At 43.6% G+C, this 12,751-nt stretch carries 9 protein-coding genes and 1 pseudogene; 1 reads left to right on the top strand and 9 read right to left on the bottom strand.

Annotated features, from left to right (window positions below; genetic code table 11):
• Positions 1–108: 108 nt before the first annotated feature.
• The 8 genes and pseudogenes from MHH25_RS15890 to MHH25_RS15855 form a co-directional block, all read right to left on the bottom strand.
• Complete coding sequence (locus MHH25_RS15890) at positions 109–1,281, bottom strand: MFS transporter (RefSeq protein WP_076210591.1); 1,173 nt, start codon at positions 1,279–1,281, stop codon at positions 109–111.
• 24 nt (positions 1,282–1,305) lie between these two features.
• Entirely contained in the window at positions 1,306–2,124 is an 819-nt protein-coding gene (locus MHH25_RS15885) for a helix-turn-helix domain-containing protein (RefSeq protein WP_340020515.1), read from the bottom strand.
• Between the two features lie 251 nt (positions 2,125–2,375).
• On the bottom strand, positions 2,376–2,795 hold the full coding sequence (gene arsC / locus MHH25_RS15880) for an arsenate reductase (thioredoxin) (RefSeq protein WP_340017496.1): 420 nt from the start codon (positions 2,793–2,795) through the stop codon (positions 2,376–2,378).
• Positions 2,796–2,833: 38 nt separating this feature from the next.
• Positions 2,834–4,128 (bottom strand): annotated as a pseudogene (locus MHH25_RS15875) (arsenic transporter).
• A gap of 77 nt (positions 4,129–4,205) precedes the next feature.
• Complete coding sequence (locus MHH25_RS15870; protein ID WP_340017495.1) at positions 4,206–4,532, bottom strand: metalloregulator ArsR/SmtB family transcription factor; 327 nt, start codon at positions 4,530–4,532, stop codon at positions 4,206–4,208.
• A gap of 144 nt (positions 4,533–4,676) precedes the next feature.
• A complete protein-coding gene (locus MHH25_RS15865; protein ID WP_340017494.1) occupies positions 4,677–7,145 on the bottom strand; it encodes an FAD-dependent oxidoreductase in 2,469 nt (822 codons plus the stop codon).
• The gene (locus tag MHH25_RS15860) at positions 7,142–7,456 is read right to left on the bottom strand and encodes a metalloregulator ArsR/SmtB family transcription factor (protein ID WP_036615511.1); all 315 of its coding nucleotides are present in this window, start codon (positions 7,454–7,456) and stop codon (positions 7,142–7,144) included. Before MHH25_RS15860 ends, MHH25_RS15865 begins: the two co-directional genes overlap by 4 nt.
• Before the next feature lie 231 nt (positions 7,457–7,687).
• The gene (locus MHH25_RS15855; protein ID WP_340017493.1) at positions 7,688–9,502 is read right to left on the bottom strand and encodes a family 43 glycosylhydrolase; all 1,815 of its coding nucleotides are present in this window, start codon (positions 9,500–9,502) and stop codon (positions 7,688–7,690) included.
• Between the two features lie 355 nt (positions 9,503–9,857).
• On the opposite strand from MHH25_RS15855, the gene MHH25_RS15850 reads away from it, so the two are divergent.
• Entirely contained in the window at positions 9,858–11,219 is a 1,362-nt protein-coding gene (locus MHH25_RS15850) for an alkaline phosphatase (RefSeq protein WP_036615516.1), read from the top strand.
• A 114-nt stretch (positions 11,220–11,333) separates the two neighbouring features.
• Here MHH25_RS15850 and MHH25_RS15845 read toward each other — a convergent pair whose 3' ends face one another.
• Complete coding sequence (locus tag MHH25_RS15845; RefSeq protein WP_340017492.1) at positions 11,334–12,749, bottom strand: 6-phospho-beta-glucosidase; 1,416 nt, start codon at positions 12,747–12,749, stop codon at positions 11,334–11,336.
• Positions 12,750–12,751: the final 2 nt, after the last annotated feature.

The following is a 12,751-nucleotide window of genomic DNA, read 5'->3' as shown; positions in this document are numbered from 1 at the left end:
CCAAAAATATTAACTTTGTTATACACCAAAAAGATCTCTTGAGCAGTGAATGCTGAAGAGATCCTCTTTTTATTTTACTCATAAGCAAGAATTTACCCATCACTGAAATTACACTGGATCTGGAGTTCCAGTCCTGCTTCTCGATTTCTTAAATAGCAGTATGGCAAGAAGTAAAGCAATTCCTACAGCTCCAAACCCCAACCAATTTAAATACAGGACAGATGTACGACTGATCACAATCCCACCTAATCCAGATCCCAATGCAAAACCAAATTGGATAAACGACGTATTTACGCTAAGGGCAATGTCGGGATTACGAGGTGCCAGTGTAACCAGATATAGTTGCTGGGCCGGAGATATGCTCCACGTTGCTAACATAAAAATCATTAAAACCAAGATTAACATCATAAGATTAACTCCAGCTAGAGCAAACAAAAGAAGAGTTATGCCTTGTAACAGAAGGCCTAGACAAATTGTAAACTTTGATCCCTTTGCATCTGCCAATTGTCCGCCCACTTTTGATCCCACAAAGCTGCAAATTCCCGCGAGAAACAGAACACCGCTTATCTCGGTCATGGAAAGAGAAGACGTAGCTTGCAAGAAAGGCGTAATATACGTGAACAGTGTCGAATAGCCGCCGATATACAATAATGTAATAAGCAAGGCAGTCAGAATGAGTGGATTTTTTAAAATGGAGAGCTGCATTCTGAGGGTGATCTTTTCTTCCTCTTTGATTGCCGGAACCTTTTTGTAGATAATAAGTAATGGAAGAACACTTAACAATCCAATGAATATAAATAGAACTCTCCATCCAAACATTTCACTAAAAAATGTGCCCAATGGGACACCGAGCACTAGCGAACTGCTTAGCCCCATCAAAATGATGCCGATGGCATTGCCCCTTTTTTCTTTTTCAACCAGTCGTGTCGATACGGCCATCGCTACTACGGTAGCCACTCCTCCGCTAGCCCCTTGAATAATTCGCACCCATAGTAAAGTTTCATAAGAAAGGTCAACAAGCATAAGTCCGTTGCTGGCAATAAACACACTGAGGGCGGACAACAGTAACTTCTTGCGATCCATATTTATTGTAATTGCAATGAGAATCGGAGCGATAATGGCCGCTGCCAGAGCAAATACAGTCACCAGTAAACCCACTTCGGAAGTAGATACGCTCAAGTCTGAGGCGATCATTTCAATGACTCCTGTAATAATGTATTCAAGGGTTCCAATCAGAAAAACAGCCAATGCCAAGATATATATAATCCATTTATTTTTCACTTTAATCCACTCCGTCTTCTCTAGTTATCTATTTAGTATTGGAATTTGTATTTCTATAAACTGTACATCTTGTTCTTGAGATAAGGGTAAATATAATTCCCTACCAGCTCCGTTCTCCTTGATCTGATAGTTATTATTCTCAATCCATGTAGCTAGATGAACACAGGCTTTACAGGCAAAGGTGGCATTGGAACGATAAGCTATGGTGGCCATCATGGGCTCGGCAGGAAGAGTCCGCTGTTGAAATGGGTCGGGAGGTGATCGCAGCTCACAGGTTAAGAAGTAACCTATTTCAAACTCGAACTCTTCCTCTTGTCCTGCGATTTCTTTCCACAAAACAACCTGAGGTCCGTCGATCAGTTGGCGCATTTCTTTTGTTAATGATTGATCAAACTGATGAAATAAACTCGGGATCTCCTCTTCCCTCCCGCACCCTGTCTGAAAAAGAAACTGCCGAGCACCTTCCTCTTTGATTCGGATTTCTTGCCCAGTTTCGACGTGCCCCTCTTCCTCTATAAGCTGCATGCGTTCCTCAATCCGGACGAGTTTGGCTTGTTCCGTATCGATAATCTGCTGAATTTCGCTTCTTTTTAGCTTAAACATGCCTTGAATATTCTCCAATGTAATATGCTCCTGTAACAGCTGTGTGATTTGTGGCAACGTGAACCCCAATTCTTTATAAATGAAGATTCGGTTAAGCTCGAGAAGTTGATCTGCGGAATAGTAACGGTAACCCGTATCGTGATCTACCTTTCTCGGCTTAAGTATGCCAATCTGGTCATAATAACGCAGTGTTTTTAATGAGACTCTACTTAGCCTGGAAAACGCACTGATTTTGAACAACATATCATCTCCAATCTTTTAACATAATGCGAGTATATAGTTTCCCGTACAGGGGAAAGTCAAGGGTGTATATGCTTCTCATTTACCTAGCTAAATCAACCACCGTCCTTGTCATCACTCTATGTTGCTGTTAAATGTAAGTCAAAGAACCGTTTCTGAATGAAACGTTCATTTTTTTTGAACAAAAAAATGCCACTCAACGTGGCATTCTCTTGGTACGCATTCAATTATCCTGCTCAGGCAGGTTTGTATTATTTTCCGGTTTCAGCAAATGTTTTAATGCGTTCCCCGATCTGGTCACGAACTCTTTGGAATACCGCCCATTTCTCTTCATCTGACCCTTGCGCTTTGGCAGGATCATCAAATCCCCAGTGTTCTCGTTTCACATGTGGAGGCGTCATTGGACATTTATCTGCTGCATCCCCACACAACGTGACTACGAAATCAGCGTTGTTCAACAACTCTGAATCAATGATGTCCGAGGTTTGAGTTGAAATGTCCAGATCAACTTCGTTCATGGCTTCAACCGCTTTTGGATTCAGACCGTGGGCCTCAATTCCTGCGCTATAGATATTCCAGTCCTCACTCAGATATTTCTTGGCCCAGCCTTCGGCCATTTGACTCCGGCAAGAGTTACCTGTGCACAGGAAGTACAGTGTTTTTTTACTCATGTTCATCGTCTCCTCGTTACTTGAATTATAGATTGCTTTTATAGAATGCTTAACCACAGATACAGACCCACTAGCGTAATAAGCAGAGTCGGAACAGTGATAATGATACCTGTCTTGAAGTAAGTGCCCCATGAGAACTTGACGCCTTTCGTGCTAAGCACATGAAGCCAAAGCAGGGTCGCGAGTGAACCAATCGGGGTAATCTTGGGACCCAGGTCTGATCCAATAATATTGGCGTAAATGAGCGCCTCCCGAACCGTTCCTGTAGCCGTTGTTGCATCAATGGCAAGCGCATCAATCAACACGGTAGGCATATTGTTCATCATGGATGAGATGATTGCCGCGATAAAGCCCATACCCATTGTTGCAGCAAACAATCCTTGATCAGCCACAGCCTGAATGACTACGGCCAACAGATCGGTCAAACCTACGTTACGTAGACCATAAATCACGACATACATGCCGATGGAGAAAAATACGATGGCCCAAGGTGCTTCTCTGACAACCAATGTAGTCGGTACAGCAGAACTCCGGGAAGCCATGATCAGGAAGAATATCGCGACAATACCTGCCACAAGGGAAACGGGAATTCCGATAAATTCACTGGTAAAGTATCCAATGAGAAGAACCCCTAATACCACCCATGACAACCGAAACATCTTCATATCCTTAATGGCAGTTACCGGAGGTTTCAATTCACTCGCATCAAATCGTTTGGGAATACTCTTACGAAAAAAGAGATACAGTACACCGATACTCGCCGCCAGTGAGAACAGATTTGGAACAAACATCCTTCCTGCGTACTCCATAAACGTAATACCAAAGAAATCGGCAGACACTATGTTGACCAGGTTACTTACAACCAACGGCAAGGAAGTTGTATCCGCAATAAATCCACTGGCGATAATAAATGGAAATACTTTTTTCTCATCGAAATTCAGTCACGTACCATGGCTAGAACAATCGGCGTCAGAATCAGTGCGCCTCCATCATTGGCAAAGAAAGCAGAAACCACCGCTCCCAGAATGGAGACGTAGACAAACATTCGTACACCATTGCCATGAGCGGCTTTGGCCATATGTAAGGCAGCCCATTCAAAAAAGCCAATACGATCCAGAATTAATGAGATCAGAATGATTGCCACAAAAGCAAGCGTGGCGTTCTATACGATTTGTGTCACATCCCATACATCTTCCAAATTGACCACACCCACAAATAAAGCAAGGATTGCTCCGCCGCAAGCAGACCAACCAATGGACAGGCTTTTAGGCTGCCAAATAACGAGTACAAGTGTAATCAAAAAGATGATGCAGGCTAACAGCGTAGAAAACAAAACCATATCCCCCCCCCTTTCAGTTCATCTTAATTTTGTATTTGTATATAATGATATGCTTATATATTGAACAAAAATTAATTACACCCTGAAGTAAAGTTTTCTTTATTTAACGATTTAAGAATAGTTGCTGTATCTGGCATCAATTTCAGGACAGATGTAATATAGGGTGTATTCTCTACATTTAAAGAGTAGTATACCCACTGACCACGTTTATTTTCTTTAACCAAGCCTTGATCCTTCAGCTTGCGCAAATGTTGACTAATTCCAGGTTGTGACATGTCTAAAATCTCTACAAATTCACACACGCACCATTCACGTTCTTTGAGGAGTGTAAGGATAGTAAGACGTGTTTTATCACCCAGCAATTTAAGCTTATCCGCTACCTCTTGCATAGAATCCATAGCACTTCCTCCTTCAATCACATATAAGTGTATGCTTATATTATAATATCAAAAAAATGAAGTCAATGTTTACTTGATGATTAAGTCCAAAAAGCGTTGGTTCGAATTCGAATCAACGCTTTTTGGAGTTTGTGATAATTTTTTTTAAATAAACAGATTATGATTGGCTTGTGATGCTTGTCCAAGATAGTAACCGACACCACCAATTTTGACTTGGTCTATTAATTCTTCGCGCTGAATTCCCATTAAATCCATGGACATTTGGCAGGCAACGATCTCTACTCCTTGTACAATTGCGCTCTCTATCAATTCTTCCAACGAAGGCACATGATGTTTTTTCATCAAACCACGGATCATCTTCGGGCCTGCTCCGAGCATATTCATTTTGGACATGCCAAGCTTCTGGCTCCCGCGAGGTAACATCATATCAAACATACGGCCGATCATAGTTTTGGATAACTTCTGCGGTTGCTGCTTGCGAATAATACTCAATCCCCAAAACGTGAAAAATAGGGTTACTTTCCGTCCACTGGCTGCTGCGCCATTTGCAATAATGAGTGAAGCGATCGCTTTATCCAGATCACCACTGAAAACAACCATCGTGCTGGCAGGATCGCTGATTGGGGCATTGGATACGGGTTGTGCTGCATTTTTAGCAATGACAGACTCAATCGTACCGCCTTTCAGTCTTTCCAACTGCAAGATTGTGGAACCCGACATTGTCGCCCATGCTTTGACATCTTCATAGAATCCTGGATCGGAAGCTTTCACGCGAAGTGTTTCCCCGTTCGAGAGTTGATCCATTTTCTGCTTAACCTGAATTAGCGGACCAGGACAACTTAATCCACATACGTTCAACTCATGATCAATACGTTGCGGCTGTGTTGAGGCAGCGGGAAAAGACTCCTTTTCCTTAGCGTCTATCACAGGTTCAGGACGGTCTTTTTTTGCAGCAGTAAATGTAGCAGGCTTAAACTGGGCTTGACGGTATGTTTTATAACCACCACTCAAGTTTTTTACACTAAAACCATGCTGGCGCAAAATTTGCGAAGCAGTGTAACCACGTAAGCCGACTTGACAGTATAGCCAGATTTCTTTGGATGGGTCTAATTCATCTAAACGTTGACGAAGCTCATCAACTGGAATAGAGATTGAGTCCGGAATATGACCATTTTGATGCTCAATTTCACTGCGAACATCCAGAAGTATCGACTGCCCCGGCTGACGATCAGCCAGTTGATTATAGGTGAACGTCTGAACACGTCCAGTGATCATATTCTCTGCTGCATATCCAACCATATTCACGGGATCTTTGGCAGACGAATAAGGTGGTGCGTAACTCAGTTCAAGCTCTGTTAAATCCCGTACATGTCCTCCAAAATGAATGGCTACAGCAATATCATCAATTCGTTTATCCACTCCATCATAACCGACTGCTTGTGCGCCCAAAATTTTACCTTCCGGAGTAAACAGCAGCTTAAGAGTAATTGCGCTTGAACCTGGATAATACGATGCATGAGAAGCAGGGTGTACGATAACGGTTTGATAGTCCACGCCCAGGCGCTGTAGTGTTTTTTCATTACTGCCTGTCGTAGCTGCGGTCATTCCAAATACTTTGATAATGGACGTACCTTGTGTTCCTTTGTAGGTAGATTGAAGCCCTGCGATACGGTCGGCAACAATACGGCCTTGTTTGTTGGCAGGTCCGGCAAGTGGTATCGTTGCCTTCGTACCATGAATAGTTTCCGTTACTTCGATGGCATCCCCAACAGCATAAATATGTGGCACACTACTTTCCAAGGCTTCATTTACGATAATATGTCCACGTGCACCCAGTGAAACGCCGCTATCTTTCAAAAAATAGGTGTCCGGCATTACGCCTATCGCAAGAATAACCATGTCAGCTGTCAACACATGACCATCGGCAAGTTCAACCCCTATGCCCTGCTCTAGGGAATGAAATCCCTGAACACGTTTGGAAAACAGCAGGTTTACACCATGATTTTCCATTTCCTGTGCTAATGCGGCTGCTAACTCGGTATCATAGGGTGTGAGTACTTGTGCGTTCCCCTCAATAAGCGTTACATCCAGACCAGCTTCCTTTAGATTCTCAGCCATTTCTACGCCGATAAATCCACCGCCTATGACGATCGAATACTTGTTGTTAGAAGAACTTATCTGTTCTTTGATCCGATCAATATCAGGAATACTTCGTACGGTATAAATTAGTGGATTGTCCTTACCCGGCAGATCGGGAATGATCGGTTTTGCACCTGGTGACAATATCAACTCGTCATAGCTTTCTTCATATGCACCGCGCTCCTGGGATTGTATCTTAACCACTCGCTTCTGCGAATCAATAGCTACGACCTCACTTCTTGTACGCACATCGATACGAAAGCGATCTGCCATCCCTTTTGGCGTTTGCACCAGCAGACGCTCTCGATCATCGATTGTGCCACCTATATAATAAGGTAAACCACAATTGGCAAATGAGATATAGGGTCCCTTCTCAAAGATAATAATCTCGGCATGTTCATCCAGACGGCGAAGGCGTGCAGCTGCAGATGCACCTCCAGCTACACCGCCAACAATGAGTACTTTTTTGCTCATGATTCACAATCATCCTTTTCAAATAAAGTTTTGATAATCTGTTCAACCCGTTGATCGGCAAGCACATAGTTCACTTCAAGACCATTCCGCTCCGTAGCAACAATGCCTGCACTACGAAGTTTCTGGAGGTGTTGTGAGACTGTTGATTGGGGAAGATCCAGACATTCCTGCATATAAGAAACATTACATTTTTTTTTCATCATCAGTCCGCGCACAATGCATAAACGAATGGGGTGAGATAAAGCTTTCAGCAGATTAGCAGGTTCATCGAACTGTTTAATGTTATTGCTGTCAAAAGCGGGAGTGTTCAAAAGTATTCCTCCTAAATCGTTATATCGTAATAATACGATTTATTGATTCGCCTGTCAAATGTATTCTGGAATTAATGCGTTTAATAAGTCGCATACCCGCTCAACCCTACGGCTTTGCTTGTTCCAGGTGGATGATAAAAATGCCTGCCAAAACCGCTAAAAGCGACATTTGACAGGCATTCATGCTGTATCAAGCCTTCATTAAATAGCGATTCAATTGAATTGCTTATTTTAGAGTATAACAGGCTGAATCAGTCCGTCCTTACCAAAAAGAAGCGGGTCCATACATATTTCGCGGTGATACCCCTTTCCAGAGGAGAATCTGGACAGTGGTGTTACAAAACGGTGATAGGCAATCCGTAGTTGACCGGTTTCATTTTCATTAAAGATACAGTGATGACCTGTTCCCAGCATGCCCTTCTCGACATTTTTGCTCAGGATTGGGTATCGATAGGTAATTGGACCATATAATTGCTCTGCCGTACCGTAATTCACATGATAGTCTTCACTGCCTGTGTCATCACAGGACCACGTAAAATGGTATAGTCCACCCTGCTTCAGCACGGTTACAGCCTCACGAAAATCATGCAAGCCCGCCAGATTGCTCATTGTGTCCTCAACGACACTTATCATGTCTTCACCAAGCTCCACAATGGCACCATGTCCATTGCCAAATAGCAGATACGGTCTTCCATCATCTTCGACATAGATGGAGGGATCAATAGCTTGGCCCATAGCAATGCCCAGACGTTTCAACTGCTCCATTGTGATCAAAGGTTGCGACTCGGCCAGGAATGGTCCAATCGGTGTATCCGCTACAGCAACGCCAATGGCACTGTCGCCGTTCAGCATTTTGCCACAGAAATAAAAATAGAACTTTTCGTTACGGCTGGCAATTGCCGGTGCCCAGGCATTACCGGTTGCCCAGGTGACATCCTCTGTTCCCAGATCAAGGATAACACCTTCGTCTTGCCAATGCTTCAGGTCTGAAGAAGAAAACACTTTGAACTGTGTCCCCGACCACCCCTCGAAGCCATCTGTTGTTGGATACATATAGTAGCGATCCCCAAACTGTGCGACATCAGGATCGGCATATTGCCCGGGAAGCACCTGATGACCATCCCCAAAAGCCGCGAGAAGCCGGCTGCACTCCTCAGCTGTGATTGGCAGGACACTTCCATGCCGCTTTTGAGTCGTTCCCATATCGAATTCACCATCAGGGACGATTCGGAATTCTCCACTTCCCAGATCTGTAGTCAGCAGAGGAAGATAACCCTTGCCTTCAGCAAATCGATCAACAATCAGACACCATTCCTCCCGGTCATTGAATTTAAAGATTTGAGGTCCCTCCACACCTGCCATAGCCTCCAGTACCGGAGCTTGAAGTGTAACAAATGCCCCTTTGTCGAGAGAGTCTCCTTTTTCTACCCGTATGTTTTTGGTTGTTTCATCCTTGGAGTATCGATAATAAGAGCCATCCGCAGGAAGAATCGTTGTATCAATAATATGATTATCCCGCTCAATGTATTTTTCCGATGCAGAAAACGTACGAAAGTCTTTTGTACGAGCGCTGTATATTTTTTGTTTTCGTTCTTGCTCCTGAGGTTCCTGCGTCGCAGAAGCCCAGAATACAAGAAACTCATCTGCCATTTCATCATACACAGCTTCTGGTGCCCAGACACATCCAGCGCCCTCAACACCTAGTGTAACGTTCCATGGGGATGACCAGTTTACGAGATTGCTGGATTCCCATATAATTACGTCACGGCTCCCGGCATTAACGGCATGAGTCCATCCTTTGCCGCTTGCGATGCGGAGATCCGTAGCAATCAGATAAAATTTATTATCGTTGACTGAACGAACCAGAAACGGGTCCCGTACCCCTTTTTCTCCAAGGTCGGAAAACAGCACAGGCGAGCCGCCATTAAGATCCTTCCAGTGAAGGCCATCCTCGCTATAGGAGAAATAAACCTGCTCTCCGTCTGGTTGTTCGCCAATAAAATGTACAAAGAGATACCCATCATAAGTTGGAGTTGTTTTGATCAATGGTAAAGAGCCTCCTGAAAATGAAATTGATTTTATACTAACAGTAATATAAAAATGAAAGCGTTCTACTTATGTTGTATCATACTTCAAAAATAGCGGAATGAGTATATTTTTGTAATCTCGTATGTTGCAGATCATGTGAATCTTTCAGCGGAAACACATTGCCTTGATTGTAATGTTTGACTTGCTCCTCATGCAAAGAATTATCACATCCCCTTTATTTTGTTTATTTTACCTCAGGTATACAAAGTTCTTGGTGTTCATTTACATATAAATGCTAATCTTCTTAATGATGAACAAATGAATATAGATTCATGCATTCATTTTTGTTGTTGAGATATTACGAGGAGGAATCATTGTGAAATTATCCAAAAGAGTACTACCAGCGGTAGCGCTGACTCTGGCTGTATCGGCTTCTACTCTCTTGTCCGCCGGACAAGCAAGTGCCGTTCAAGCTGTAAGTGTGGAGAAAAAACAAATCAAGAACATCATCTTCCTCATTGGAGATGGCATGGGGACCTCTTATACTTCAGCCTACCGTTATATGAAAGATGATCCTTCAACGAAGGGCATGGACAAAACCGTATTCGACCCTTATCTGGTTGGGGCACAAATGACCTATCCGGATGATGATAAACAAAATGTGACGGATTCCGCTTCCGCGGCAACGGCCATGTCCGCGGGCGTGAAAACATACAATGCGGCCATTGCGGTTGACCCTGAGCAGAAGGAAGTCAAAACCGTACTTGAGCAGGCCAAAGAAAACGGGAAAGCCACCGGACTCGTGGCTACGTCGGAGATCACTCATGCCACACCAGCTGCATTTGGTGCCCATGATATCAGTCGAAAAAATATGGATGCTATTGCGGACGATTATTATGATGAGTTGATTAATGGCAAGCATAAGGTGGATGTACTTCTGGGTGGAGGGAAATCCAATTTTGTACGCGAGGGTCGTGACCTTACAAAGGAATTCCAGAAGGCCGGATTCAGCTATGTGACGGATCGTTCCTCTCTCCTCGCTGATAAGAATCAACAAGTTCTTGGACTGTTTGCGGACGGAGGTCTGGACAAGTTGATTGATCGTACTGCTGCAACTCCATCATTGGCTGAGATGACCAATACAGCGATTGATCGCCTCAGTTCGAACGACAAAGGATTCTTTCTAATGGTCGAAGGTAGCCAGATTGACTGGGCAGGACATGATAATGATATCGTTGGCGCGATGAGTGAAATGGATGATTTCGCAGCAGCATTTCAGGCAGCTATTGATTTTGCCAAAAAAGACGGTGAAACACTTGTCGTAGCTACTGCCGACCACTCCACGGGCGGACTTACGCTTGGAAAAGACGGAGAATACAACTTCTTCGTAGACCCAATCAAAGCTGCACTGCGCACACCTGACTTCATGGCAGCACAAATTGCAAAAGGTGCTTCGGTTGAAGAAACACTGAAAAGTTATCTCAAACTGGAGTTGAAACCTGAAGAGATTCAATCGGTGAACGAAGCAGCCAAAAGTGCGGATGTAACAAAGATTGATAATGCTATTGAAGCGATTATTGATAACCGTTCATTTACCGGCTGGACAACAGGTGGACATACAGGTGAAGATGTTCCGGTCTATGCCTACGGCCCGGCAAGTCATCGCTTCGCTGGTTTGATCGACAACACAGATAATGCCAAGATCATATTTGATATTCTCAGCAAGCACCAGTAAAAAAAATCTCTAATAAATTTCGGTTAATCTTTGAAAAAGCTTAAGCCCTTGTCTCCATTGGTTGCCGATGGAGACAAGGGCTTTTAATTGATCATTCGTGTACTTGACGAAGTGTTATATTATCTTCCCTTGACTTTTAATACATTCTTTATACCAGTAGAAAGAGTCTTTTTTAACTCGCTTTAATGAACCCTTTCCATCATTGTCTTTATCGACATAGATTAAGCCATATCTCTTTTTCATCTCTCCTGTTCCGGCACTGACAAGGTCAATGCAACCCCAGGGAGTGTAACCTATCACTTCAACTCCGTCTTCCAGAATCGCTTTTTTCATCTCACTCACATGCTGTCTAAGGTAATCAATCCGATATGGATCATGCACTGCCCCATCCTCTTCGAGCGTATCCACTGCGCCTAAACCATTCTCTACAATAAATAGCGGGATCTGATACTTATCATACAGCCAGTTTAATGTAATCCGGAGACCTACCGGATCAATCTGCCATCCCCATTCACTGGCAGGCAAGAGCGGATTTTTATAACCGCTTATTTCATTCCCCTCACTCTTGTCCTGATCGGTTGGATTAGCCATAACGACAGAGCTGGAGTAATAGCTGAATCCGATATAATCTACGGTTCCTTCTCTCAGAATCAATTCATCCTCAGGAGCAGTTTCAATTTCCAATTGATGCTGCTTCAGGAACCCATAATATGAGCGCGGATATTTGCCTCTGACATGCACATCGAGAAAGAAGTAAGCTTGTTGAAGTTTTTTGACCTGGGCAAGCACATCATCAGGGTCGCATGTAGCTGCGTATGACGTTGGATGAAGGAACATGCCACCGATCATAAAGTCCGGGTTGATCTCTTTACCGAGTTTGACTGCTTTGGCACTGGCTATCAGCATATAATGCGCAGCCTGGTACATGGTCTGAAGTTTGTTTTCCCCATCGTTCCACTGAATGCCTCCCGGTTTCCATGGCTTGCGCACAATCATATTGATTTCGTTAAACGTCATCCAGTATTTAACCTTAGTCCGATATCTGGTGTAGACTGCTTCACAGAAGTTTAAATAAAAGTCAATCAATTTACGATTGCGCCATCCCCCATATTCCGTCACTAGATGATATGGCATTTCGAAGTGAGATATGGTGACTACTGGCTGAATCCCGTATGCCAAACAGGTGTCAAACAAGTCATCATAGAATTGCAGACCTTCCTCATTCGGTTCCGTCTCATCTCCGTTTGGAAATATCCGTGTCCACGCGATGCTGGTTCGAAAGCATTTGAATCCCATCTCATGAAACAACTGAATATCTTCCTTGTATCTTGTATAAAAATCACTAGCCTGATGACTAGGGTAATATACATTCTCCTCAATTCCCTGTGTAATTCTTCGCTCCAAGCCATGTGTTGCTGCTGTCATGACATCTGCAACACTGACTCCTTTGCCGCGCTCATTCCATCCACCTTCTAACTGGTTGGCCGCTGCAGCGCCTCCCCAAAGAAAGTCTTCAGATAATTTACTCATAT

This window comes from Paenibacillus sp. FSL H3-0457 (assembly GCF_037981725.1).
Classification (GTDB): Bacteria; Bacillota; Bacilli; order Paenibacillales; family Paenibacillaceae; genus Paenibacillus; species Paenibacillus amylolyticus.
Note: the sequence above shows the minus strand (reverse complement) of the source record. Positions and strands in the feature narration are given on the sequence as shown.

Bases quoted from the DNA above. Each gene is read 5' to 3' on its own strand.
- arsC (WP_340017496.1), bottom strand. From the start codon at position 2,795: ATGAGTAAAAAAACACTGTACTTCCTGTGCACAGGTAACTCTTGCCGG.
- MHH25_RS15870 (WP_340017495.1), bottom strand. From the start codon at position 4,532: ATGGATTCTATGCAAGAGGTAGCGGATAAGCTTAAATTGCTGGGTGAT.
- MHH25_RS15865 (WP_340017494.1), bottom strand. From the start codon at position 7,145: ATGAGCAAAAAAGTACTCATTGTTGGCGGTGTAGCTGGAGGTGCATCT.
- MHH25_RS15845 (WP_340017492.1), bottom strand. From the start codon at position 12,749: ATGAGTAAATTATCTGAAGACTTTCTTTGGGGAGGCGCTGCAGCGGCC.